Raw genomic sequence first — 26,462 nt, forward strand, 5'->3', positions numbered from 1 at the left:
AATGAAATAGTTGCTGGTAAAACTCCTCGTTTTGTTACGGCCCTTATACCAAAAAATGGAATAGGGTAGTGGAATAAGAAAGGCCAGCATTAATAATGCCGACCTTTCTTAACTCTGTAGAGTCTTTGAACTTTCTTCGTGATTAGCGACTAAAGTTTCGATACTGTGCCCATTGCACTCTTTTACTCGTTTTTAATGACGAAAAGTAACTAAAGGTTCTTGATTCTGTTGGTGTTTTTGTGATTGATGCTTTCATGATGTTCGTTTTTAGATTGTTGTTCTTTTTAGTGAAGTCGTGATTAGCGACTGAAATTTCTATACTGTGCCCATTGCACTCTTTTACTTGATCTCAAGGAAGAAAAGTAACTGAATGTTCTTGACTCCGTTGGCGTTTTTGTGCTTGATGCTTTCATAATTTTTAGTTTTTAAGATTATTATTAATTGCTATGTTTTTATTTTTTGGTCGTACCAGTGATTCGTGGTCCAACCCATGTCCATTGTAAAATATACTTTAGGACGCATTTGATGTTGATATAAAGTTTCCATGATATTGATGTTTTTTAATTGACTTACAACTAGAAGACGAGAGAGGGTTCATTTTGTTACAGTACTATGCATAAAAAGGTACTATATTATATAATATTTAACATTTCAAATACATTAATAGTATTTATATAGCTGATATACAGTAATTTATGATTTATCGAAAATTTAACTTTAGAATTTTTATTTTGGTAGTATCTTAGAAAAATGAGAATTCACCCACATACTTTAAGTATTATTTTATTCCTTTTTGGAGCATTTATTTCTTTTGCGCAATACGCTAAAGAAGATTGGGAAGATCGCGACACTTGGATGAAAGTAGATCAACTCTTTAAATTGGCCGAAGTAGGAGAGGGGGACAAAGTTGCCGATATTGGATGTCATGAAGGATATCTAAGTTTTCATATCTCAAAACAAGTCGGAAGTAATGGAAAGGTGTTCTCTGTCGACGTCCAAGAATATCGATTGGAAGATTTGAACGAGTATATTAAGGAAAGAAAGGTATCCAACATAGAGGTTATCTTGGGGGACTATGACGACCCCAAACTTCCAGAAGGACTTTTAGATGTGGTTTTTATTGTCGATACGTATCATGAAATGGATGACTACATGAAGATATTGGCTCATGTTAGAAAAGCATTAAAATCTGATGGTATAGTATTGATCCTTGAAAAACTAAAGGATCCACATAAAGGAAAAAGTAGGGATGCACAAGCAAGTTCACATACCTTGGCGTCGAAGTACGTTAGGCAAGAATTAGAAGAAGCGGGATTTAAAATCACCAAAGAAATCAATGATTTTGGTATTTGGAACCACGAGCCAGAAAAAAACATGTGGATTCTCGTTGCCGAAAAAAATAAGAACTAAACCTTTACCACCATTTTTCCAGTGTTCTTTCCGTGGAACAAATCGATAAAGGCCAGCGGAAGGTTTTCAAATCCTTCTTCTATCGTTTCGGTATATTTTAGTTTTCCTTCGCTCAACCATTCAGATAATTGCCGAATCGCTTGTGGATATTTTTCTTCAAAATCGAATACGATAAAACCTTGCATCAATGCTCTCCTACGAATCAAAAAAGTATGTACTGGTACACTCTTGGGCATTTCGGTTTCGTTATAAATCGATATGGCACCACATTGTACAATTCTTGCAAAATTATTGATGGTAAAAAGCACCGCATCTGAAATAGTACCGCCGACATTATCGAAATAGATGTCTACACCACTGGGGCAGGCGGATTTTATCGCCTCGACCATATTCTCTGATGAATTATAGTTGATTCCGCCATCGAATCCGAATTCCGTTTTTAGCATGTCAACTTTTTCATCGGTTCCAGCGATGCCTATGACATATAATCCCAATAGTTTTCCTATTTGTCCGACGATGCTACCCACGGCACCCGCGGCACCGGATACCAATAGTGTTTCTCCACTTTTGGGTTTGCCGATTTCCGTTAAACCAAGATAGGCAGTCATTCCGGTCATCCCCAAAATTCCTAAATAGGCGGATAGAGATGCTTTATCAGGGTCGACTTTCATCAATCCTTCGCCCGTCGATATTTGCATTTCTTTCCATGCCAACATTCCGGAAACAAAATCCCCTTTTTTAAAATTTTCGTTTTTTGAATCCGCCACCTCTGCAATCGTACCGGATACTAGGGGTTTATCAAGCTCAAAAGGGGGTATGTACGACTTAACATCGTTCATTCGCCCTCTTAAATAAGGATCGACGGACACATATTTGCTTTTTAGAAGCAACTCCCCTGATTTTAATTCGGGAACGGATTCGTCCATAAACTCGAAATCGGAAAGTTTCGGCAACCCTTCTGGTCTTTTTTTCAATACAATCGTTTTGCTCATTTTTTAATTCTTTTTTCTGTGTTTTATTGCAAATCGTCTTATAGTATAGGCCCACCCAATAAATAAAAATTGAAACGGCAGTCGAATCAACGCCACTTGATGGCTTCCGATAGCCGGCGTGTCTGAAAATACATCCCAAATATGAATCGGTAAAAACATCAACATGAGTATAATAATCCCCGTAGCCGCCATTTTTGTGTATTTCGGTACCATTAGAAAAGTCCCTAAAATAATTTCTACGGCTCCTGAGATATATACAATACCTGTTTTGAAAGGAAGAAAACTGGGTACAAAAGGCTCATAGAATGTTGGCTTTAAAAAATGTTGAATACCTGCATAAATCAGAAACAAGGCCAACAGCACTTGGAGTATTTTGAACAAAATCTTCATGAGGTAAATATTTGAAGTTAAAATACGACAAAGAAGAAGAGTTGGGAAAAAAATCCCATCATAATTCTAGACTAGACCTGAGATTAAGCATTGGTTTTACCATTCCTGGTGTCAAATCGCCCAGTGTAATGTGACCAATCCGGATCCGGATCAGTCTTAGAGTAGGAAACCCCACGGCGGCGGTCATTTTTCTGACCTGCCTATTTTTTCCTTCCGTTAAGGTTATACTCACCCATGAACTGGGCCGATGTCTGTCAATTCGTATTTTGGAATTTGCCTCCGGTAGGAAATCGGGCCTACACAATTTGTGGATGCTACACGGTTTGGTTCGATACTTTTCACCTTCAAAACCGATTTCAACACCTTGCCGCAATTGTTGAACTGCTCCTTCGGTGATTTTCCCATCCAATTGAGCGTAATATTCTTTTTCGATTTCGGAACGGTTGATCGTATCGCTTAGTTTTCCGTCCGTGGTCATCAATAAAAGGCCTTCCGAAGTTTCATCCAACCGGCCGATAGGCATACTGCCTTTTGGAAAATCATACAATTCGCTTAGGAACCTTTTGCTACGAACTTCCTTAGGGTCATTGGAGATCAATTGACTGAGCATCCCATAGGGTTTATAAATCTTAAAATGGATGTGTCCGCTTTTTGTCATTTACCTGATAAAGGTAGTGAACCTGCTTTTCTGATTGAAGACCAGATTGCCGATTGATTTTTAAAAATAACGGCTTACGTCCGCCAAAACAGGTTATTTTTGAGGGGTTTAAAAAGAGGCCTATTATATTGAAAATGAAAAAGTCCATTGCTGTTGCCTTATTGATAAGCACAATGTTGTTTTGGGCGGTTAATTTCCATGTCGTGAAAATTGCGATGGAGTATTATAGTCCGGTTGGGGTAGCTGCGTATCGCTTTTTCTTTGGGGTCGTATCCCTAATACTGATCATGTACTTTCAATTTGGCAAAAAAATGCTTGCTTTCCGGTTTACTATCAAAGAACTATGGTTTATGTTTCTTACCTCTTTTTTCGGTATTTTTTTAACCATCTATTTCTTCAACCTGGGTCTAAAATCCACTAGTGCGGTAAATGGATCTCTCATCATTGCTACCAGTCCGGCAATTACCGCAATGTTTACCTATTTTTTACAAAAGAACATCTTAAGCGCAATACAAAAGCTAGCCATCGTCATCAGTTTTGTGGGCGTGGCGATAATCTTGAGCAAGGGCGATTTAAGAACACTCGTTGAATTACGATTTTCTATTGGCGATATCTACATTTTGGGGATGGCACTAGTCTTCTCTTTAAGTCAAGTTATCGTCAGCAAATATCTGCCTCATGTAGATGCTATAGAAATGACAACGATTACCTCATTGATAGCCTTGATTTTATTTGGTCTATTCGCACTACCCGAATTCGTAAGCTCACCGATACCTACGGGTCTTGCCTTCTGGGGAAGTATTCTGTTCATGGGCATTTTAGGAACAGGCATTGCCTATTCGGCCTTTTATTACTGTGTGGTGCGTTTGGGCGCAACGACTTCAACGTTGTACATGAACCTAATCCCTTTGTTTACGGTGCTTCTGGCCTTTCCGTTCGGTGAGCGGATTTATGGGATTCAATTGGTGGGCGGACTTTTAATCGTTATCGGATTACTGGTGTTCGGGGTGTCAAAAAAAAGATAAATATCTCGCTTAGACTTCTATTTGAAATCAGGCCAATAGATTTTCAATTTTTTTCTGAGGAAGGCCACGCTCCGTTCCAATTGATCCATACCATCGACACCATCTTCGATACTGACCCAACCATCGAATCCGACCCGTTTTAATTCTTTAAAAATAGCGTCATAATCATTGAGTCCCTTTCCGATTTCGCCGTGACTTAGTCGCTTCGCATAACCAACAGAACCACTTTCTTCATTTCTTAGGTCCTCGATTGTGCCTTCAATTAAATATCGGTCACTGGCGTGCATGGTGACCACACGGTCCGATATGCGGTACAGAAGCTCTAGTGGGTCCTCCCCAGCTAAAAAGGTATTGCTCGGATCATAATTCACGCCAAAATTCGGATGGTCGATGCGATTCACCAATTGGCAGAATACCTCCATCTTTTGGGCAAATTCGGGATATTCCCAAAAATCATCTTTATAATGGTTTTCCAAAATCAGGGTTATGCCCAGCTCTTCCGCTTTGGGCAAACATGCTTTTATACAATCCGTAGCCAATTGCACTCCTTCATCCATTGAAAGCTCTGGTCTACGTTGCCCTGACAATACCCGGCAATACGAACCGCCCAGAACGTAGGTCATCTCGATCCATCGCAGTTGTTTATCGATTTCATTCTTTCTAAAGGAAGGATCCGGATGGGTAAAATCAGGGGAACAGCATAGCATGGGGATTTCTTTACCGTGTTGTTCGACATCCTTTCGAAATCCGGACCAATTTTTTTCATCCTCCATTTCGAGGAATCCGGCATACCACTCCAATCCTTGAACATCCAATGCACAGGCAAGTTCAATCCATTCGGAAAGTTTCATGGTTCCATCCTTGCACAGGGCTTGCATGAATGCTTTGGGAAATACGGCTAATTTTGGCATTTACTATGGGGTTATAGGTGGGATCCTTCCCATTCTTTGGGCGGATTTCTCCCTATCATCGGAAACTGTTCCAACTCCAAAACCTGTCCGCTTACGGGTCCACAGGCATCTGAAAGCAAGTAAACCGCTCCTTCGGCAATCTCTTCGGGATAAAAGATTCGTTTGGCCGGAGCAAAAACATTGGGAAGCTTTTCGTACCAATCTTCGACTTTGCCCTGCTTTCTCTGATTTATTTTTTCATTCTCCGTCAATACCCAACCAGGATTTATCTGATTGACCCTTACCCCATGGTCGCGCATAAGACTATCTCCCAAATTACGGCTCATGGTCATCAAGGCGCCTTTTGATATACTATAGGCCAATAGGTTCGGTTCACCGCTCCATGAATTAATGGAACCGATATTAACAACGCAGCCTTTTGTTTTCTTTAATTCTGGTAATGCCGTTTGTATGATGGCAAAGGGGGCAACTGTATTCACTGCCAGCATTCGCTCAAGGTAGGGTACTGTAGTTGTATCGATATTCGAGGAGGCCACTATGGCCGCATTGTTGACTACGGCATCCAACTTCCCGAAAGAATCGATTGCTTTCTCTATTAATTTTTCAGGAGCATGTTCTTCAGTGATATCTATGGTCAGGTGTACAGCATTATCGGTACCTAATTCTTGCAGGAGTTCTTGGCCGAGCTCTTCCCGTAAACCATTTAGTACGACCTTCGCACCTTCATTCACACATCTTCGGGCGATGGCCCTACCGATTCCGGTATAGCTTCCGGTTACTAAAATCACCTTATCTTTTAAACGCATATTGTTCTAACTAGGTTTTAAAACACTTTTTACGACTTGGCCTGAATGCATTTGCTCAAAAGCTTCATGCCAATCGTTGAGACCCCATACACCTCCAATAATCGGTTTTACATCCAAGCGTCCGGAAGCCAAAAGAGATAGTACTTTTTCCCAAATGGGCCAATTATGACTGAAACTACCTTGTAACCGAACATTTTTTTGGACCAAGGGATCCAGACTAAAATCCAGTGGACGTGGTCCCCAACCTACTTTGGTAATCTGCCCGTTCGGGCGAACCCATTTCAGCGCATTTTTTAAAGTGGCACTTACTCCTGCGGCATCGATGATACAATCAGCTCCGAGTCCGTCTTGGGCATTGGCCCATTCGATGGCATCGCCGATTATTGAGTGGCAGCCATATTGTTCTGCAATTTTCAATCGCCCTTTATCCGCTTCCAGCCCCACAACGGCTACTTCTGCTCCGCATAGAGTTGCCATTGCCGCACAAAGAATTCCAATAGTACCGGGACCTATTACTATGACGCGATCACCAGGATTGATATTTGAGTTCACGACCACGGCATTATAGGCTACGGAGCATGGCTCCGTTAAACACGCCTGCTCAAAGGCCAGATTTTCGGGGACAGAGTGAAGACAACGAGCAGGCACTTTCACAAAACGTGTCATTGCACCATTGACCCCGTATCCAAATCCTTTTCGAGTCGGATCTAGATTATAAAGTCCTTTACGTGACATCGGATTGTTCAAATCTATGATGGCAGCGGTTTCACTGACCACGCGGTCGCCTTCCATCCATCCATCTACATCTTTTCCCAATTCAACGATATGCCCCCCGAATTCATGACCAAGTACGACCGGATAGTTTACCGGCCAGCTATGGTCAGAAGTCCATTGGTGCAAATCACTTCCACAGACCCCGACATTGGCCACTTCAAGTAAAACATCTTCATCACCGATTTTAGGTTTGGGTATCTCACGTATTTCTACGCTTCCTTTTTCAGGCGCAAAATTGACAACGGCAATGGAATTTGACATTTTTTATCCAGATTAGATATTCTTAACTATTTTGAAATCCCCATAGTTATGTATGGTATCGCAGATAAGGCGTAATGAACTTTCAAGGTCTCCGTCCGCAGTTTTGAAAGATTCCGCATCAATGGTCAAGGGAGCTCCCAAAACAACTAGTGGAGCACCGTATTCAGGACATTTTATCGCTTGCTCTAAAGACAATCCGCCTACGGCCTGAACGGGTACATTCACTGCTTCGACAACCTCTTTCAACTGGTCCATCGGACTGGGCATAGTTTTCCCGGCCGCCGCAATGCCGCGCCGCTCATCGTAACCGATATGATGTATGACATAATCGCAGCCTAAATCTTCAAGAAATTTGGCACCTTCAACCATATCGGGACATCCCAAATTGTCTCCCATCACTTTTACTCCGTAATCCTTGCCTGCCTGTACGACTACTTTAATCGTTTCTGCATGGGCGCGTGCCATAACAACGACATGGGTAGCACCCGCTTTGGCCATCATTTCGGCCTCTAAATATCCGCCATCCATAGTCTTTAAATCGGCCACTATGGGTATTTTTGGAAAAGCTTCTCTTAGTTTTCTAACTCCATGCAATCCTTCCGCCAAAATTAGTGGTGTACCGGCTTCCAACCAATCCACTCCGGCAAGCAACGCCATTGCAGCGGTTTCCAAGGCTTCATCGATGTTGGTGAGGTCAAGAGATATTTGGACTATGGGTTTCATCTTGCAACGAATTAATTAAAACCAATTTTTTTGATGCCCTTATGGCTAATTTCTATGGCTTCGAGAGGTTTCATCCCATCAAAGGTGCGGTCTTGTTCTACCATATAATATTTCATCCCCGATAATTTTTTCTTTGCGAGGATTTTTGCAAAATCGATTTTTCCCTTTCCCACCGGTGCAAATCGGCCTTGCTCGTCCATATCTTTAACATGCCACATCTTAAAACGCCCCGGATATTTTTCGAAATAGGCTATCGGGTCGGCTCCGGCCTTGGTAACCCAAAAAAGGTCCATTTGAAAATTCACGTACTTGGGATTACAATTTTCGAGCAGATAATCAATAGTCACGACACTATCAGCATCTTTCTTGAATTCAAAATCATGGTTGTGGTACAATAATTGGAGTCCCGCTTTGGCACATTTTTCACCTAGCGTATCCAAAATATTTGCTAAATTTTCAGCACCACCGGTCATGCTCATGCCATTTTCACCACTTTTGAAAAGCCCCATAGGCGGTACGGGTATGACGAAATATTTGAATCCCGCTGCCTTTACGTCTGCAATCATGGCATCCGCATTATCTAGCGTCACGGAGCCCTGATGTGTGCTTACGGGTTTCAGGCCCAAAGATTTCAGAACTTTTTTGAACTGCTCTGGAGGCATGTTGTAAAACTTTCCATCATTGTATCCCGCTGCCTCAACATTTTTATATCCCGCCTCGGAAACGGCCAATAAGGTAGCTTTTGCATTTGTACCCATATCATTACGAACCGTATAGAGTGCTAGGCCCCCAACTTTTTTCTGCGCATTGCTAGGCAAGAAGCTCAGCAATAGCAACATGGCAAGTCCAAACTTTAGTAATGATTTAGTTCTTTTGATGAGCATTTTTGATTGTTTTATAAGTTTATGCATTAAAAGTAAGGAAAGCTGATCAAATGATACAAGGCGTTCAACGTTTTTACAAAGGATAAACGCTTTGAATTACTTGGCCCGTCCTTTTTGTAAAATTAAGTTCCTATTTTACACCATGTGATGAATAATCTTTATATTTAAAACGAAAGGCTCATAGGCCTTGTTACTATTCCACTAAAACACTTTAAAAATTGAAGAAATGACTCATTTAAAAGAAAACGGCACTTCGAATTCGGGCCGTCGTGAATTCATAAAAAAATCTGGAATCGTATTGGTAGGAGGCTCCGTGGTGTATCCCTCAGGAATGCTGGCCAGTTCGGGAACCTCGGTCGAAAACACGATAAAGGTAGGCCTTATCGGATGTGGAGGCCGAGGCACAGGTGCTGCTTCTCAAGCCTTGATGGCCGACCCCAATGTGGTGCTGACGGCTATGGGCGATGTATTCGAAGACCGATTGGAAAGTTCACTTATGGAACTTATGAAAATAAGTCCTTTGCAAATAAAAGTCGATACTTCCAGTAAGTTTGTGGGCTTCGATGCCTATCAAAAAGTTATCGATTCAGGAGTCGATGTGGTATTGTTGGCCACGCCACCGGGATTTCGACCAGACCATTTGACGGCCGCAGTCGATGCCGGAAAGCATATTTTCTGCGAAAAACCAGTAGCTGTTGATGCGCCAGGTGTACGAAAAGTATTGGCGGCCGCAGAAAAGGCCAAAGAAAAACAGTTGAATATTGTTTCTGGATTCTGTTTTCGGTACGATTCCGCTAAAAGGGCCACTTTCGAAAAGGTCTTGAATGGTGGTGTAGGCGATATAAAATCGGTATCTACTTTTAGATATGGATGGGAAGCATGGTATAAAGACCGTCAACCGGATTGGACCGATATGACCTATAAGATGCGAAACTGGTACTATTACAATTGGCTCTCAGGCGATTTTATCGTCGAACAAGCGGTACATAGTCTAGATATGATGTCTTGGGCGATGGGTGATGTAATGCCGATCAAAGCTATTGGTTCAGGAGGAAGACAACGGCGTACCGATGAGAAGTATGGTAATATTTACGATCATTTCGCTGTGGAATTTGAATATGAAAATGGCGCCAAAGGATATCACTTTACGCGTCAACAGTCCGATACTGCTACAAAAAATAGCGTCGATGTCTTCGGCAGTGAAGGCAATGCCTTGGTAAAAGTCGGGAAGCAATATGAGCTAAAGGGCAAGGAAAACTGGAACTACGAAGGAGAAAAGAACAATATGTACCAAACACAACATGATGACCTCTTTGCTGCGATAAAGAACGGCACCCCCATTAACGATGGAAACTTTATGGCCCAGAGTACGTTGTTGGCCATTTGGGGTCGTGAAGCGGGCTATACGGGTCAAGAAATCACTTATGATGAAATCTTTAATTCCCAAAGCTCAATAGGACCTAGTATTGACCAATATGCTTGGGATTTTGAGTGGCCGACCCCTCCGATTGCCATTCCGGGACAAACTAAACTGGTTTAACTTCTACTATAAAATCATGAAAAACATTTTATTCTCTGCTGCGACTGTGTTCCTTTTATCATGCTCGGAGGCACAAGTACCCGAAATTTCCTTTGGAACAGAAACTACTTTAGAAGCATTGACTTCAGAAGCTGAAAGTCAGGCAGATACCCTACAATGGATCAATGTAAACACAGATGACGATACATGGCGTACCGAAGGTGAGCTATTAATTTGCAAAGGGCTGCCGATAGGAGTTATGCGGTCCGCCAAACAATATGAAAATTTTATTCTTGAAGTGGAATGGCGTCATATGGAGGCCGGTGGAAATTCCGGCGTATTCGTATGGAGCGATGCTAAACCAGACCCTGAATCCCGGTTGCCCGGCGGGGTAGAAGTGCAGATGTTAGAACTTGATTGGGTCAACTTGAATATGCAGGATGAAAAAAAACCGCCGATTGCTTATGTACACGGTGAGCTTTTCGGTGTTGGCGGTGTCGAGACTGTTCCTGACAATCCTAGGGGCACGCGCAGTAAATCCATTGAAAATAGGGCCATAGGAAAAGGTGAATGGAATTCCTATACAGTAGTTTGCGTGGACGGTACCATAAAACTTTCCGTTAACGGGAAATTCGTGAACGGTATCAGCAAGTCCACCATAAAAAAAGGGTATTTGTGCTTGGAGTCCGAAGGAGCGGAAATACATTTTCGAAATTTTAGACTTATCGAATTGGCGCCAGGTGTAACTTCCGAAGCACAAATCGCTGAAGAATTCTCCAACGAGTAGTAACCGGTAAAAACCAAATTTACATTTACAAAATAACCAACCATTATGCGTAAAATTTTATTTCTGCTTGTTGCCCTTTGTTCTTTAAACGTAATAATCGGTCAAAAAAAGTCCTCTGAACCAGCCATTAGTGAAAAGCTTTATGAATCGATGTTGTACCGCAATATTGGCCCCTTCCGAGGCGGACGTTCCACTACGGTGACGGGTATTCCAGATGATATTTTTACGTATTATATGGGTGCGACAGGTGGCGGAGTTTGGAAAACGACCGATGGTGGAAACACTTGGAATAATATTTCCGATGGCTATTTTAATACTACCGGGATAGGGGACATTACCCCGGCACCTTCCGACCCGAACATCATTTATGTGGGTACAGGGGAATCTCCCGTTCGAGGCGTGAAAACCTCCCATGGCGACGGACTCTATAAATCGACAGATGCCGGCAAGACCTGGAAACATATGGGCCTTGAGAAGACGAGGCATATTAGCGATGTGTATGTACATCCTAAAAATCCCGATAAAGTATATGTAGCGGCTCAGGGAAATCCGTGGGGGCCCAATGAGGAACGTGGAGTTTATCTCTCCGAGGACGGAGGCATTACCTGGGAAAAAATACTGTATGTCAATGAAAATTCGGGTATTGTAGACATGACCGTTGACCCGAATAATCCCAATTTTATGATGGTCGCCACATGGGAATTTTGGCGAAAACCGTGGATCGTACATAGTGGTGGCCCTGGCAGCCGGATTTACAAGACTACGGACGGCGGAAAAAACTGGAAAGAAATTACCAAAGGATTACCTGAATTAAAAGGTAAAATGGGAGTTTCCATCTCACCTGCCAATCCCGATATCGTTTATATCGCCATTGATGCTTTGGGCGATAAAGCGGGGGTCTATCGTTCCGATGATGCTGGAGAAAGTTTTAAACAAACCACGAACGATGCCACTACCTATGCTCGTTCTTGGTACTACATGCATATTATCGCCGACCCCAATGATGAAGATGAACTTTGGGTCATGAACAGTTGGGCAATGAAATCTATTGATGGTGGTAAGACCTTCGAAGGTATTCGCGGTAGCCATGTCGATCATCATGACCTCTGGATTAATCCGAAAAACAGTGACGTTATGGTGAATGCCAACGACGGTGGTGGTTCGGTTACCTTCAATGGGGGTGAAACATGGTCTACGATGTACAATCAGCCCACAGGGCAGTTCTACCGTTTGATTACGGACAATGAACATCCGTACAGGGTATATTCAGGCCAGCAAGATAACAGCACCATAGCCATAGACAGTCGCGTAGTAGATGATGGTATCGGTGAAATGCATTGGGACGTGATGCGTGCCGGGGAATCCTCAACCGTAGCCGTTGATCCTGACAATCCTAGATTTGTTTATTCTACGTATTTCGCCAGTAATTTTGTGGAGTGGGACCGTGATATCGATAATACCCGAATGGTTATGCCGTATCCGACACGGGTAACGGGTGAACAGCCAAAGAACTTAAAATATAGAGCCAATTGGAACGGTCCGGTCATTGTTTCACCACACAATCCCAATGTCATCTATTACGGTTCGCAGTACGTGATGAAATCAACGGATAGGGGCGTTACCTGGGAAGTGATGAGCGAAGACCTTACCCAAAATGACAAAGACCATCAAGGAAAAGGTGGTGAACCCATTAGCAATGAACAGATTACGGCTGAAAGCTATAACAATCTGTTTAATATTGAAGAGTCTCCAATTAAAGAGGGAGTTATTTGGGTGGGGTCGGATGATGGTTTGGTACATCTGACCCAAGATGGTGGAAAAACATGGACAAACGTTACCCCTAAAGGCCTGAAAGAGAGCATTATTAACGTTGTAGAGCCTTCACCCCATAATCCTGCAACTGCCTATATCGCGGTAACTGGCTACAAATTAAATGATTTTACACCCTATATTTTTAAAACGAACGATTACGGAGTTACTTGGGAGAAAATCGTCAATGGAATTCCGGGAGATACTTTCGCACGAAGCGTACGGGAGGATCCCGATCGTAAAGGTTTATTGTACGCAGGCACGGAAACCGGAGTTTTTGTATCCTTCAACGAGGGAAAATTATGGCATCCACTACAGAACAATTTGCCGGAAGTACCAATAACGGACCTTCGTATCAAACGCAAGGATTTGGTGGTCGCTACTCAGGGAAGAGCAATTTGGATTTTAGATGACCTGACTCCCTTGCACCAGATTTCCGAAGAAATAGCGAAAGCCGACTATTATCTGTACAAACCGAATGATGTATCCACTGAACTTTCCGTTGCCTATAGTATCGATGGCGGGTATGGGGAGAATCCCCGCAGGGCACACAAATACACTATGTACTGAATAAGGAGCTTTCCGACGATGTACCGATGTCCATGGAAATATTGAATGCCAACGGCGAAGTCATTCATTCGGAATTCACCGATCGCCCAAGTGTCGGCTGCGATTCGTTGGTAAAACCGCAACTAAAGCGGACAAAAAGGCGCCCATCGCTATGCATGGGATATGAAAATAGGCCGGTTTGATTGCTTGACGGAACTATATACCACGAATCGTGATCTTACCGCCTATAATGCGCCTCCGGGAATGTATAAAGTCCGGTTTAAAGTGGGCGACTTTTCCCAGGACCGGAATTTTGAAATCAAAATCGACCCACGTATCGTAAATAGTATTGAAAACGCCGCCGCTGCCTATGTGGAACGCAATGAAATATCTAAGTCTATTTATGAGGGAGCGACTGAAATGGCCAAGGGCGTGCGAAATCTTCGAATGATCAAACAACAACTGGAAACGGTTATGGATCTCGCCTCAAATGACAAGGTAAAACAAGAAGGGAAAGTCCTGGACGAGACCCTTGACAAATGGATTTCAGAAATTCTGCAAAAAGAAATGCGCACGTATCAAAGTAATTATATGTTCGAAGCGCGCCTATTGATAAAATTCAAAGATTTCTTGGATAATATCGGAAAAGGGAATTTACCGATTACCCAAGGCGTACGTGACGTTACCCAAGATTATTTACAACAATGGGATGTTTTAAAACGTAGTTTGGAACAAATCAAGAACACTGATATTGCTACCTATAACACGCTATTGAAAAGTAATGGATTGCCCGAGTTGTATTGGCCAAAGTGATTCACCATTTATCCTTTAATCCTCTCTTAAATAGCCGAACCAAAACAGAAAATGTAATGCAACGAAGAAATTTTATTAAGCAATCGGGGTTGTTGACGGCCGCTTCAATGATGCCCCTATCCAGTTTTTCCATGAAAAAAAAGCCAAAATACAAAATGGGTCTACAGCTCTTTACCATCCGAGATGCGATGGCCGAAGACCCTGTAGAAACCTTAAAAAAGGTAAGGGCGCTTGGGTATGAGGATTCTGAGATTTTTGGTTATGATGGGGAGAAAGGCACATATTATGGAATGAAAGCCACCGAATATAAAAATTTAATGGATGATCTAGATTTCACGGCAACCAGTGGGCATTACGATTTCTCAAGCTATTTTGAAAAACCTTTTGACGAGCTCAAAGGCTATCTAGACCAATGCATCGAGGGGTCTCATACCATTGGAGCCAAATACATCACCTGGCCGTGGTTGGCTCCTGAATATCGAACGCTTGAAAATTTTAAGGTGCTTTCTGAAAAACTTAACTTGATGGGAGAACAAGTCAACGCAGCAGGACTTGGCTTTGCCTACCACAACCATGATTTTGAATTTGCGGATTATGAGGGTCAGACCGGCTACGATATTATTCTTTCGGAAACCGAACCTAGATTGGTCAAACTGCAAATGGATATGTATTGGGTTAAACATTCGGCAAAGTTGAGTCCTGCCGAATTGATTGCCCAAAATCCTGGGAGGTACGTCATGTGGCATATCAAGGATATGGATAAGGTGACGCGAGACTATAGTGAAATGGGCAACGGGTCCATTGATTATGTCGAAATGCTTTCGAAAATCGATACGGATGCTTTGGAGCACTATTATATAGAACAAGGTGGAAATTTTGCCCACAACTCCATGCAAAGCATTACCGATAGTGCGGCCTATTTTAAGAAACATTTGCAACAGTATTTATAAATGACTTTATATCCCAGCAAGGTCTATTTGAACGGAAGGATTTATGATGCCGAAATGGCAAAGATTTCCGTTTTCGACCGGGGATTTTTATTTGGGGACGGTATCTACGAAGTCATGGTCCAGATCGGTGGACGATTTTTTTGTGAGGAAGCCCATTTGAAAAGACTCGACGAATGTCTAATAAAAATAAATATTGATTTTGACATAAGCATCTTGTCCTCAGCAATTCCTGATTTATTAGAAGCGGCAGATCTTCTTCAAGAAGACTGTCTCCTATACATTCAAGTGACGAGGGGAGTGGCGCCACGTACACATGCCTATCCCAAAAATACCTCTCCGACGTTAATGATGTATGCCGTGCCAAAGGTGTTGCCCGATGTCAATACAATACATGCGAGCGTTGTCACTATGGACGATTTTCGGTGGTCGCGATGTGATATCAAAATGACCTCATTATTGGGGAATGTGATGGCAAACGAACGCGCTATGGAGCAAGATTGTTTTGAAACCCTTTTTGTGCGGGATGGAATTGTTACAGAAGCGTCACACTGCAATGTTTTTTTCGTGAAGCAGAGGATTGTTTATACCCATCCCGCCAATCGGTATATCTTGGACGGGGTCACCCGACAGATTGTTTTGGAATTGTGTCAAGAATTGAATTTGGAAGTACGCGAAGCGGGCATTTCAAAAGAAAGAATTAATCAGGTGGATGAAGCATTTCTCACCGGAACGTCCACCCAAATTGCATCGATCCGGCAAATTGACAACCATGTTCTATACGAACATGACGAAGTGGGGGAAGTGACCAAACGTTTGCAATGGGCCTTTCTTGAACAAAAAAAGAAACATGGAAAACGAATACACGAATGAAGTTTTGTATTCACATCCTCAAAGGTTTAACTATTTTTTCCTAAACTAGATATTTCATTCTAAATAACAGTCGTATGGTCAAAAAAATAAATTGGGACGACGTCCCTGCTGAACAGGTCACCCCAAAAATGGAACGTAAATTGGTCTATGGCGATAAGGTCATGGTCGCCAAGATGAAATTCAAGGACGGATTTTTAGTGCCGCTTCATCACCATATCAACGAACAGGTAACGCAGGTTTTGACGGGAACCATCCGATTTTGGTTCGGGGCCGATAAAGAGGAAACCTTTGATATGCACGCTGGTGATGTGGTAGTCATTCCCGCGAACGTTCCCCATGAAGCTTTGATGATAGGCGATGTGGAAGAAATCGATACGTGGTCCCCCATTCGTGAAGATTGGCTCGATGGTAGCGATCATTATCTTCGTTCCGAAGAATAGAGAGGAGTGAATATTTCCTAATGACCCAAAGAAAAGTAGGTTTATGTGTTAAAGCGAAAGACAAAATGATACAACTAGATTTAAGTGGTAAAACCATTTTGCTAACGGGCGCATCCGATGGAATCGGAAAAGGTATTGCCGAATTTTTATTGAAAAACGGGGCGCAATTGGCCGTTCATTATAACACAAACAAAGCTTCGGCCGAAGCATTGTTAGCAACCTACCCGAATGGCTCTAAAATTTTTCAAGCCGACCTTTCGGAAGAAACATCGGTGCTCGGTCTATTTAATGAAGTTAAAAACCATTTTCAAAAAATCGATATTATCATTTTGAATGCAGGGGTCTTCTTACCACATTCTTCAAAAAAACTTGATACGCAAGAATGGTTATCGGTTTGGAAGAAGACCATGGACATCAACCTGAATTCTGCAGGCCTCTTGACCAAATTGGGCATCGACCATTTTAGGGAGCATGGGCAGGGGAGTTTTATTTATATCGGAAGTCGGGCCGCTTTTAGGGGCGAAACGGAAGAGTATTTGGCCTATGCCGCCTCGAAAGGAGGCTTGACCTCCTTGGCAAGAAGCGTCGCCCGCTCGTTCGGAAAGGAGAATATAAAGTCCTTTGTGGTCGCTCCCGGATTTACCCGCACCCAAATGGCCGAAGATTTTATTGCGGTACATGGAGAAGAGCGTGTACTTGATGAAATTGCCTTGAACGTATTGACCACTCCAAAGGATATCGCCCCGCTCATCGGTTTGCTGTGTAGTGGACTAATGGACCATGCCACAGGGGCGACCATCGATGTAAACGCAGGAAGTCATATTCGTTGACCGATAAGCTCTTTAAGGTTTCTGGATTTTCCGCTCAATGCTTTTGAAAAATGGCTATTTTTAATCGCAACAATTAAATCTTTCTCATGCGCATCTTACCTTCACTTTTACTTTTTTTATTACTAGCGTATCGCTATCCCAAGTCCCGGAATCTTCATATCAAGATTTAGAGTATCGAATGATTGGTCCGTTCCGCGCGGGCCGTACCGTTGGGGCCGTTGGTATTCCTTCGCAGCCCAACGTTTTTTTTATCGGGGTAAACAATGGCGGAGTATGGAAAACGGATGATTACGGCAGTACGTGGCATCCCATTTTTGATGATGCACCAACGGGATCTGTTGGAGATTTGGCCGTTTCGCCCTCAAACCCCGATGTGATATATGTAGGTACCGGTGAAGGGTTACATCGACCCGATTTGGCGGTCGGCGACGGAATGTTTAAATCAACTGATGGCGGACAACATTGGGAACATGTAGGTTTGGGTGATATTCAGCAAGTCAGTCGGGTTATCGTACATCCCGAAAATCCGGATATCGTTCTGGTGGCAGGGCTCGGGCATCCGTACGGGGCAAACGAGATGCGTGGCATTTTTAAATCAGTGGATGGAGGAAAAACATGGAATAAAACCTTGTACCTCAATCACAATACAGGCGCTGTACAAGTTGAATTCGACCCCAACAATCCTAAGGTGGTATTTGCTGACATGTGGGAACATCAAGAAGGCCCTTGGGAAAATGCGAAGTTTTCGGGACCCAATAGTGGACTTTATAAATCGACCGACGGTGGCGATACTTGGAAAAAAATTCAGAAGGGGCTTCCTTCGGCGGACCAAGGACTGGGAAGAATAGGGGTCGCCTTTGCTCCAAATAATTCAATTCGGATGTATGCCACTGTGGATGCCCGCGAGAATGGAGGAATCTACCGAAGCGATGATGGGGGTGAAAGCTGGGCCATGGTGAGCGCAGATAACCGGCTTTGGGGTAGGGGTAGTGATTTTGCGGAAATCAAAGTGCATCCCGAAGATGAAAACAAGGTCTATGTCGCCAACGTAGCCGCGTATAGTTCATCGGATGGCGGATTGACATGGATGTCCATAAAAGGAGCCCCTGGCGGGGATGATTACCACCGCATCTGGATCAATCCTCTGCAGCCCGACATCATGCTTTTTGCGGCCGATCAAGGCGCGGTGGTGACGGTAAACGGGGGCAAAACATGGAGTTCTTGGTATAATCAGCCCACGGCTCAGCTCTATCATGTAAGTACGGATAATCAATTTCCGTATTGGGTCTATGGCGGACAGCAGGAGAGCGGTGCCGTAGCGGTAGCTAGCCGAGGTAATGGCGGACAGATTTCGTTCCGTGATTTTATGGGCGTCGGTGCCGATGAATACGCCTTTGTCGCCCCGGACCCAAAAGACCCTAATATTGTATATGGAGGCCGAGTGATACGGTTCAATAAGAAAACGGGGCAATCACAGAATGTCGCTCCCGAGATTTTGCGATCCGAAAATATTCGATATTTACGTACCATGCCCTTGATGTTCCATCCTGCGGATGATAGTATGTTGTTGTTCGGCACCAATGTCGTATGGAAAACCAATAATGGTGGCCAGAATTGGGAAATTATCAGTCCTGATTTGACTAGGGAGCATCCGGAAGTCCCCGATAGTGTAGGGGATTTTAAGAACGAAGACATGAAGACCATGCCACAACGCGCCATCGTTTACGCGTTGGCACCCTCACCTTTGGACAAAGATTTAATCTGGACGGGTACCGATGATGGCCTTGTACATTTTACGAATGACGGTGGTAAGACCTGGCAAGATGTAACGCCTCCCTCTTTGACTTCATGGGATAAGATTTCCCAAATCGATGCTGGACATTTTAACAAGGGAACCGCATATATCGCAGTCAACGCCATCCGAAAGGATGATATGAAACCGCATATCTACAAAACCCATGATTTTGGAAAGACGTGGGAAGAAATTATTTCAGGAATGAACTCCTTCGGACCGGTAAACGTGATCCGTGAGGACCATAAAAAAAGGGTCTTTTATTTGCCGGTACTGAACGGGAAGTATATTTCTCCCATGATGATGGCGTGTCCTGGCAGTCACTGCGTCTTAACATGCCAGCCAGTTCGATTCGAGATTTGGTCGTTCATGAAAACGATTTGGTCATCGGCACACACGGCCGTTCAATATGGATATTGGATGATTTCAGTCCCCTTCGGGAACTCAACTCGGCATCCTCATCAAATTTTCATCTATTCGAACCATCGCGGGCCACACGGGTTCGGCACAATATGTTTGCCGATACGCCCTTACCGCCGGAGGAGCCTACCGGTAAAAATCCACCTGATGGTGCGATTTTGGATTATCAATTAAATACCGAAGCACAAAAAGTCACGTTGGAAATATGGGACGAAGGCGGAACTAAAATTACCTCTTTTTCAAGCGATGATACTAAAGAAGCACTTGACTCGACCTTGATGCGCCATCCGACCTATTGGATCCGTCCGCAAAAATCGTTGGCAACCGAACCAGGCCATCACCGCTTCATTTGGAATCAACGTCATCCAGCGCCAAGAGGAGCGCAACGCGGATTTGCAATCGCAGCCGTTCAATATGATACCCCCAGTGGTCCGAACGGACCTTTTGTTCCCCCAGGTACCTACACCGTAAAACTTATTGTAGATGGAGAAATTGCAGAACAGCCATTGAATATTCGTCTAGATCCGCGCGTTTCCCTTTCCACTGAAAATCTCAAGCTGCAAACAGACCTTTCCCTTCAAACGTATAAAGCCTATGAGGCGCTACAGAATATTCGGGATAATATAGATCGTCTGTTAATTGAAAATCCAAAAATGAATAAGCGAGAAAAAGAAGTTATCCAACAATTTAGGGGTAACGGAGCCCCAGAGGCAGGAGATATGCTCTATGGAAGTATTCGAGAAACTCCGCTAGAAAAGGAAATCTTGGTCGGTCTCCAGGAAAAATTACTTTTCATACTGGAAGTGCTGCAAAGTGCCGATGCCAAACCAACTTCCCAGACTGAGGAAGCTGTAGAAATTCTGGTAAAGCGGTCGAACGAAATGAAGGCAAAGTGGAACGAAATCAAATAAAAAGAGCAATCTCTCAAGACTACTTACCATTCGATTTTATTAATTTCCTATTATCTTTATAAAGTATTGATTTTCAAACAGTAAAATTTAAGCCACAAGATGAAAACCTATCCCAGCATATTTAATGATGTCATCGGACCGGTCATGCGGGGACCTTCGAGTTCCCATTGCGCCGCATCTTTGCGAATAGGTAGAATGTGCCGAGACCTTATGGAAGGAGAGATCAAAGAGGTCTATATCGAATTTGATCCGAACGGCTCATTGGCCACCACGCATAAAGGCCAAGGTTCCGACATGGGTTTATTCGGAGGATTTTTAGGATGGGAAGCCGATGAGGAACACCTACCTAATTATTTGCAGGCGGTCGAGGAAGCCGGAATCCAGATAAAAATAGATATCCATCCGATTGGGGCAATCCACCCGAATACGTATAAGATTACCCTTTCGAACAGTCATGAAACGCGAACGGTGACCGCAATTTCCACGGGCGGGGGTATGATCGAGATTATTGAAATCGACGGGGCGGTAGTTTCCATGGCGGGGGACTTTTATCAGACTTTAGTTTATTTTGAATCCTCGGGAAAACTTATCGATTATATTAAGAAATCCTTTAAATGTGATGAGATTGCGCCGCGTCAAGGTATGGTCTCGTTCATTGAAATAAAAGCGAATCAATTCATTCCCGATGGTTTGGAAAAGGAACTCATGGAAATGGAGGAGGTCTTATTCATTAGAAAACTACATCCCGTACTTCCCATAATGGCCCGTAAAAATCTCGCCGTTCCTTTTATCACCTGTGATGAAATGCTCGAATACAATAGCGACAAAAACCTTGAATTGTGGGAGCTGGCCGTTGCTTATGAAAGCATACGTGGAAGTATTTCCGAGGAGGAGGTATTTGAAAAGATGCGTGATATTTTAAAGATTATGCAAAACGCGATAGACCTAGGATTAAGGGGGACGAAATACGCGGATCGCATTCTAGGCCCGCAATCCTCAACCTTCCAAGAAAGGATGGATGGTAAAAAACTGGTAGAGGGCGATATTCTGAACCAAGTGATTTTGTATACATCGGCCATGATGGAAGTTAAAAGTTCCATGGGGGTGGTGGTAGCAGCACCTACGGCAGGCTCATGTGGCGCATTGCCAGGAGCAATTATCGGTATTGGGAGAACTTTGGAACTCTCAGAAGATGAAATGGTGAAAGCCTTGTTAGCTGCCGGAATTATTGGCGTGTTCATTGCCGCCCATGCGACTTTTGCCGCAGAGGTTGGTGGCTGTATGGCGGAGTGTGGTTCTGGGTCGGGCATGGCCGCTGCAGGCATTGTTGGATTAAAGAAAGGTACTTTAAATCAGGCATTAGGCGCAGCTTCCATGGCACTACAATCCAGTTTGGGGATGATTTGCGATATGATTGCCGACCGCGTAGAGGCACCCTGTCTGAATAGAAATGTCATGGCGGCCACGAATGCCATTTCCTGTGCGAATATGGCCTTGTCCGATTATAATCATTTAATCCCTTTGGATGAAGTGGTCGAAACGATGAAACGGGTGGGCGATGCCCTACCCAATACACATCGTTGCACCGGATTGGGAGGTCTTGCTATCACGAAAACCGCAAAAGAAATCGAGGCCAAGTTGGCAAAAGGGGAAATAGATAAAAACAAAACCTTTTTTAAAGTTTGCTAGATTGGATTCTTTTGGGAATTGATTATTTCCTAGCGCCATCATCCTACGGATAACAGATATGATAACAGCCATTTGGATTTCATTAGCCGGTCTAGCAATCTGGTTCGCTATCGTTTTAACGAAGGACTTTCTAGCCCACAGAAATTCCCTAGAAAACAGTAGTTGGTTAAAAACTTCGATCATCGGATTTGTGGTCAATTTTTTTGATGTCCTCGGAATTGGCGCATTCGCACCACAAACGGCCCTTTTAAAATTCACAAAACAAACCAAGGACAAGCATATTCCCGGAACAATGAATGTAGCGAACACCCTTCCGGTGTTATTTCAGGCACTCATTTTCATTACTATTATTGAAGTGGAACCTGTAACGTTGGTATTGATGTTCATTTCGGCCGCTCTGGGTGCGGTATTGGGTGCCGGTGTAGTCGCAAAAATGTCCGAAAAAAAGATTCGGTTGGTTATGGGTTTTGCCCTGTTAGTTACGGCCTTTTTTATGTTGGCCACCAATATGGAATGGATACAAGGCGGCGGGGAGGCTATCGGACTCGAAAATGGAAAATTGGCCATTGCCGTAATCGCCAACTTTGGTTTGGGCGCTTTGATGACCGCCGGTATCGGATTGTATGCTCCCTGTATGGCACTGGTCTTTGCCCTTGGCATGTCGCCCAAAGTGGCATTCCCGATTATGATGGGTTCTTGTGCCTTTTTAATGCCTCCGGCATCGGTGCGCTTTATTCGAGAAAAGGCCTATAACCGGAAGGCCGCAATCGCCATGGCAATTCCAGGTATCGTGGCGGTGGGCATTGCCGCCTTTATTGTAAAGTCTTTACCATTAGATGTGCTCAGATGGGTAGTAATTGTTGTCATTCTGTATACGGCGGGGGTAATGTTGCATGCAGGATTTTCAAGGAAGTAGCGTCGATGACGAATTGATTATATGGGGTACGATTATTTTGACGCAATTACATGAGAGATATGATGGCACTGGAAACCACCAAGATGAAAAGTAGAAATAGTCCCACCGCTAGTAAACGTATCGATCGATTGACATATTTAAATTTCTCGGATGCGATTTTAGAGTTGACGTATATTTGCTGACCCAATTGATCGAACAATTCAACTTCATTTAAGCTGATACGATAGAAGGTTTTAGAAAACTCCTTTATTGTTCCAAATTTCGTAATCACATCGCCAAAGAAAAATACATTCTTTTCAAATTTTCCCTCTACCCGCGGCATAAAACATCTGATACTGAAATATATAGAAGTCGTTGTCGCACCAATCCATATTGCAAGCAAGACATATAGAAAATAGTGTTCGGGACCCATTGATATGACTAGAGCGATATTTTGATAGATAAAATTGAATAGAATACCATAAAAGGATAAGATCAGTCCAGCCTTGATTTCAGAAGCTTTGATTAGACTAAAAACATAATTAATGCTCCCCCAATAATGATCTACCAATTCTTCAGCGTGACCCCCAACTTCAGATGGTGTTTTGGTTATTTCCTGATTTTCAAATTGGTCTTCGTCTCTTGTCTGGTCCATTTTCTTATTAATTTTAAAGGGTACGATAATGGGCAAATATTTTATAGAACAGGGCTTTATAATATTAATTGATGAAAGATAGCGAATACACGCTAATTACGATGGATATTTTAAAGCGAAAAACTTTGGTGTCACGGCCGTTGTAATACATTTCCCTCTCTTTTATAGAAACAAAAATACTTTGATAAAAAAACAGGTGTTTTCGGACACTCAAAGGTACATTTCGTCCTTTGGCAGTGCCAATACTCATTTTAACGCCCTATTTTTTACAACACAAACTAATTTTAACACATTATGAAAAAAACAAAACAGTATCTTATTTTATTGACCTTGTCGGTATTTTTCTATAGTGGTCTATGCTTTGGCCAAGCGACGCACGTGATTACATTGAATGTAGCCGAAGATGGTTCCTATTCCTTTAGTGCGGATCCCAACACTGAGGTAGTGGACGATAGTTCCCCTGAAGCTTTTACCATTTTGGTGTATGAAGATGATGAAATCGAATGGGAGGGTATTGCTGCTTCCGGAGCGGTCGTGGATATCGAAAAAATCAGATTTCCAGAAGATCATAAGGTCTTTAAGAATAAAGACTTAGAAGGAAAGAACAACAACGGCAAGAAAAAAGCCAAGGGTAAAGTGGCGAAGGGCAAGAAAAATAAAACGTATAAGTATATTATAGACTTTATTGTGGAGGGTGAATCTTTCAGTATCGATCCAGGTCTTAAAGTGGGACAATAATTTGGATTATTTAATCGGATTTTAATGCGGAAACAGCGGTCCTATTCTTTTAAACCATTTTGCACGAAGGAAGTCTGGATTATGCTAGGCTTTCTTTTTATTACGACTTTCAGACTTTATGGGCAGGACCAAAATCTTGCCGATAGTCTTGAATTGGTCTATACCAGTGGCCAATTTGAAGAAAAAGAGCGTTTACAGATACTAAGTGATCTAGCCTTTATACATCCAAATCCTGAAAAATCATTACAATTCAGTGAGGAACTCTTACATAGGGCCAAAGATCTGGATTCAACCGGATATATTGTGGGAGGCTATCTCCAAAAAGGAAACAGCCTTAAGCTTAAGGGCGACTTAAGTCAGGCTTTGGAAAATTATTTGCAAGGTGTTACTATCGCAACATCCACTAATAAAAAGCGAGAGTTAGGGCTTTTGTATTTGTCCATTGCAAGTGTCTATCAGGTAATGGGCAACCATAAGAATACCATCAGATATTATAAAAATGCTATCCCCATTTTTGAAGAAGTGAGGGACACCTTGAAATATGCCAGTGCGTTGGAAAATTTGGGTGATTATTATAATCTGGCCCTTGCCAAACCTGATTCCGCTTTGCTATTTTTTGAACAATCGGGCGCTATTTTCGAAGCTAGAAATTCGAAAATAGGGATTGCCTACAACTTGGGCAATAAGGGCTTGGCCTATGCCCAATTAGGTCAAAATATTATTGCGGAAAATAATATTAAAAAGGCCATAGGCTTACTCGAAGAATTGGGCGATTTTTATCCAATAAGTGTGTATCTCACCTATATGGCCGACATCTTTGCAGAGCGGGGCGATTTGACCGCAGCATTCCTATATGCCGAAAGAAGTCTTGTACTTGCCCAACAATATGGGCTGAAAGATCAGATCAGTGATGCCAACCTTACGCTTTCAGAATTGTACGAGAAAAAGGGAGATGCCGATACATCACTCAAGTTCTATAAAGTGCATATTGCGTACAAGGATAGCGTCAAAAATGTTTCGACAGTACAGCAGATGGCCAATCTTCAAATGGAAAGGAAGGAGATAGAATTAAACTTACTCAACCAGGAAAGGAAAACGCAAAAGGTGATCAATATTGCCATCGGCATTGCGCTTTTCTTAATAGGTCTTCTTGCTTTTGGTCTATACAGACGCAATCGGTTTATACGAAAAACCAAACAGATCATTGAGAGAGAACGGGATCGTTCCGAAAGTTTATTGCATAACATTCTTCCCCAGGAAACCGCAGAGGAATTAAAGAAAAATGGTAAGGTAGCGGCTAAAAAATTCGAATCAGTTACGGTATTGTTTACTGATTTTAAAGGGTTCACACATTATGCGGAAAATCTATCCCCTGAAAAATTAGTGGAAAGTGTGGGTTTTTATTTCTCTAAATTCGATGACATCATGGAAAAATATGGATTGGAGAAAATTAAGACGGTCGGCGATGCCTACATGTGTGCCGGAGGTTTGCCATTCGAAACGAAGGATCATGCCTTAAAAATGGTGCAGGCCGCTTTTGAAATAAAGGATTTTGTGGCAGCTTCCAAAGAGGACAAGGATTTAATTCACACTACGTTTGATATTCGCATTGGGATTAATACGGGCCCGGTTGTAGCAGGTGTGGTAGGAACTAAAAAATTCTCCTATGACATTTGGGGCGATACCGTCAACGTCGCTTCCCGCATGGAAACCATGTCGGAACCAGGAAAGATTAATATCTCCAATAGCACATATGAGCTAATTAAATCAGATTTTGATTGTGAATATAGGGGTGCAATTGAAGCAAAGAATAGAGGCAAAGTAAAGATGTACTTTGTGAATGGAATTAAAAACGCTAACTTAACTCTAGCTTGAATTATGTCTGAAAGCATGTTTTTTATTTTGAATATTTAATTCGTTCCATAACGACAATGGTTATATTTAAGGAGACATCAAATTGA

General features: G+C 42.8%; 25 protein-coding genes. 16 read left to right on the forward strand and 9 right to left on the reverse strand.

The features are described 5' to 3' along the window. Positions 1-750: 750 nt before the first annotated feature. Positions 751-1,410 carry a class I SAM-dependent methyltransferase gene (locus N8A86_RS19110; RefSeq protein WP_273566828.1) on the forward strand — a complete coding sequence of 220 codons (660 nt, stop codon included), beginning with the start codon at positions 751-753 and terminating at the stop codon, positions 1,408-1,410. Here N8A86_RS19110 and N8A86_RS19115 read toward each other — a convergent pair. The 3 genes from N8A86_RS19115 to N8A86_RS19125 are packed head-to-tail and all read right to left on the reverse strand — an operon-like array spanning position 1,407 to position 3,450. Further along, on the reverse strand, positions 1,407-2,402 hold the full coding sequence (locus N8A86_RS19115) for an NADP-dependent oxidoreductase (RefSeq protein WP_273566829.1): 996 nt from the start codon (positions 2,400-2,402) through the stop codon (positions 1,407-1,409). The two genes, N8A86_RS19110 and N8A86_RS19115, sit on opposite strands and share 4 nt — an antisense overlap. A 3-nt stretch (positions 2,403-2,405) precedes the next feature. Beyond that, positions 2,406-2,792, reverse strand: a complete 387-nt coding sequence (locus N8A86_RS19120; RefSeq protein WP_273566830.1) for a DoxX family protein — start codon at positions 2,790-2,792, stop codon at positions 2,406-2,408. Between the two features lie 58 nt (positions 2,793-2,850). After that, positions 2,851-3,450, reverse strand: a complete 600-nt coding sequence (locus N8A86_RS19125) for a pseudouridine synthase (protein ID WP_273566831.1) — start codon at positions 3,448-3,450, stop codon at positions 2,851-2,853. 134 nt (positions 3,451-3,584) lie between these two features. Here N8A86_RS19125 and N8A86_RS19130 point away from each other — a divergent pair, with 134 nt between their 5' ends. Further along, complete coding sequence (locus N8A86_RS19130) at positions 3,585-4,475, forward strand: DMT family transporter (protein ID WP_273566832.1); 891 nt, start codon at positions 3,585-3,587, stop codon at positions 4,473-4,475. A 17-nt stretch (positions 4,476-4,492) separates the two neighbouring features. Here N8A86_RS19130 and N8A86_RS19135 read toward each other — a convergent pair whose 3' ends face one another. The 5 genes from N8A86_RS19135 to N8A86_RS19155 are packed head-to-tail and all read right to left on the reverse strand — an operon-like array spanning position 4,493 to position 8,834. Then, the gene (locus N8A86_RS19135; RefSeq protein ID WP_273566833.1) at positions 4,493-5,386 is read right to left on the reverse strand and encodes a sugar phosphate isomerase/epimerase family protein; all 894 of its coding nucleotides are present in this window, start codon (positions 5,384-5,386) and stop codon (positions 4,493-4,495) included. A gap of 11 nt (positions 5,387-5,397) precedes the next feature. Further along, positions 5,398-6,192 (reverse strand): SDR family NAD(P)-dependent oxidoreductase, encoded by a 795-nt coding sequence (locus N8A86_RS19140; RefSeq protein ID WP_273566834.1) that lies wholly within the window; start codon positions 6,190-6,192, stop codon positions 5,398-5,400. Between the two features lie 6 nt (positions 6,193-6,198). After that, positions 6,199-7,227, reverse strand: a complete 1,029-nt coding sequence (locus N8A86_RS19145) for a zinc-binding dehydrogenase (protein WP_273566835.1) — start codon at positions 7,225-7,227, stop codon at positions 6,199-6,201. Positions 7,228-7,239: 12 nt separating this feature from the next. After that, positions 7,240-7,950 carry an orotidine 5'-phosphate decarboxylase / HUMPS family protein gene (locus tag N8A86_RS19150; RefSeq protein ID WP_273566836.1) on the reverse strand — a complete coding sequence of 237 codons (711 nt, stop codon included), beginning with the start codon at positions 7,948-7,950 and terminating at the stop codon, positions 7,240-7,242. Between the two features lie 11 nt (positions 7,951-7,961). Further along, the gene (locus N8A86_RS19155; RefSeq protein ID WP_430682172.1) at positions 7,962-8,834 is read right to left on the reverse strand and encodes a sugar phosphate isomerase/epimerase family protein; all 873 of its coding nucleotides are present in this window, start codon (positions 8,832-8,834) and stop codon (positions 7,962-7,964) included. A gap of 226 nt (positions 8,835-9,060) precedes the next feature. Between N8A86_RS19155 and N8A86_RS19160 the strand changes: the two genes are divergently transcribed. From N8A86_RS19160 to N8A86_RS19215, 12 genes are all read left to right on the forward strand, one after another. Next, positions 9,061-10,374, forward strand: a complete 1,314-nt coding sequence (locus tag N8A86_RS19160) for a Gfo/Idh/MocA family protein (RefSeq protein ID WP_273566837.1) — start codon at positions 9,061-9,063, stop codon at positions 10,372-10,374. A 16-nt stretch (positions 10,375-10,390) separates the two neighbouring features. Further along, positions 10,391-11,140 carry a 3-keto-disaccharide hydrolase gene (locus N8A86_RS19165; protein ID WP_273566838.1) on the forward strand — a complete coding sequence of 250 codons (750 nt, stop codon included), beginning with the start codon at positions 10,391-10,393 and terminating at the stop codon, positions 11,138-11,140. A gap of 45 nt (positions 11,141-11,185) precedes the next feature. Continuing rightward, positions 11,186-13,519 (forward strand): WD40/YVTN/BNR-like repeat-containing protein, encoded by a 2,334-nt coding sequence (locus N8A86_RS19170; protein WP_273566839.1) that lies wholly within the window; start codon positions 11,186-11,188, stop codon positions 13,517-13,519. 162 nt (positions 13,520-13,681) lie between these two features. After that, complete coding sequence (locus N8A86_RS19175; protein ID WP_273566840.1) at positions 13,682-14,311, forward strand: hypothetical protein; 630 nt, start codon at positions 13,682-13,684, stop codon at positions 14,309-14,311. 56 nt (positions 14,312-14,367) lie between these two features. Further along, the gene (locus N8A86_RS19180) at positions 14,368-15,261 is read left to right on the forward strand and encodes a sugar phosphate isomerase/epimerase family protein (RefSeq protein WP_273566841.1); all 894 of its coding nucleotides are present in this window, start codon (positions 14,368-14,370) and stop codon (positions 15,259-15,261) included. Continuing rightward, positions 15,262-16,131, forward strand: coding sequence for an aminotransferase class IV (locus tag N8A86_RS19185; protein WP_273566842.1), 870 nt, complete (start codon positions 15,262-15,264; stop codon positions 16,129-16,131). It begins immediately after the preceding gene. A 74-nt stretch (positions 16,132-16,205) separates the two neighbouring features. Further along, a complete protein-coding gene (locus N8A86_RS19190) occupies positions 16,206-16,571 on the forward strand; it encodes a cupin domain-containing protein (RefSeq protein WP_273566843.1) in 366 nt (121 codons plus the stop codon). Between the two features lie 65 nt (positions 16,572-16,636). Beyond that, the gene (locus N8A86_RS19195; protein ID WP_273566844.1) at positions 16,637-17,401 is read left to right on the forward strand and encodes an SDR family NAD(P)-dependent oxidoreductase; all 765 of its coding nucleotides are present in this window, start codon (positions 16,637-16,639) and stop codon (positions 17,399-17,401) included. Between the two features lie 178 nt (positions 17,402-17,579). Continuing rightward, on the forward strand, positions 17,580-19,787 hold the full coding sequence (locus tag N8A86_RS19200) for a WD40/YVTN/BNR-like repeat-containing protein (protein ID WP_273566845.1): 2,208 nt from the start codon (positions 17,580-17,582) through the stop codon (positions 19,785-19,787). Continuing rightward, positions 19,706-20,524 carry a polysaccharide deacetylase family protein gene (locus tag N8A86_RS19205; RefSeq protein WP_273566846.1) on the forward strand — a complete coding sequence of 273 codons (819 nt, stop codon included), beginning with the start codon at positions 19,706-19,708 and terminating at the stop codon, positions 20,522-20,524. Before N8A86_RS19200 ends, N8A86_RS19205 begins: the two co-directional genes overlap by 82 nt. Positions 20,525-20,623: 99 nt before the next feature. Next, the gene (locus N8A86_RS19210) at positions 20,624-22,213 is read left to right on the forward strand and encodes an L-serine ammonia-lyase, iron-sulfur-dependent, subunit alpha (RefSeq protein WP_273566847.1); all 1,590 of its coding nucleotides are present in this window, start codon (positions 20,624-20,626) and stop codon (positions 22,211-22,213) included. Between the two features lie 58 nt (positions 22,214-22,271). Continuing rightward, positions 22,272-23,129 carry a sulfite exporter TauE/SafE family protein gene (locus N8A86_RS19215; protein ID WP_273566848.1) on the forward strand — a complete coding sequence of 286 codons (858 nt, stop codon included), beginning with the start codon at positions 22,272-22,274 and terminating at the stop codon, positions 23,127-23,129. Between the two features lie 46 nt (positions 23,130-23,175). Here N8A86_RS19215 and N8A86_RS19220 read toward each other — a convergent pair whose 3' ends face one another. After that, positions 23,176-23,763 (reverse strand): Pycsar system effector family protein, encoded by a 588-nt coding sequence (locus N8A86_RS19220; RefSeq protein WP_273566849.1) that lies wholly within the window; start codon positions 23,761-23,763, stop codon positions 23,176-23,178. 294 nt (positions 23,764-24,057) lie between these two features. Here N8A86_RS19220 and N8A86_RS19225 point away from each other — a divergent pair, with 294 nt between their 5' ends. Then, on the forward strand, positions 24,058-24,501 hold the full coding sequence (locus N8A86_RS19225; protein WP_273566850.1) for a hypothetical protein: 444 nt from the start codon (positions 24,058-24,060) through the stop codon (positions 24,499-24,501). 24 nt (positions 24,502-24,525) lie between these two features. Then, on the forward strand, positions 24,526-26,376 hold the full coding sequence (locus N8A86_RS19230) for an adenylate/guanylate cyclase domain-containing protein (RefSeq protein WP_273566851.1): 1,851 nt from the start codon (positions 24,526-24,528) through the stop codon (positions 26,374-26,376). The last annotated feature ends 86 nt before the right edge of the window (positions 26,377-26,462 follow it).

The organism is Maribacter halichondriae (genome assembly GCF_027474825.1).
In the GTDB taxonomy this organism is placed as follows: Bacteria; Bacteroidota; Bacteroidia; order Flavobacteriales; family Flavobacteriaceae; genus Meishania; species Meishania halichondriae.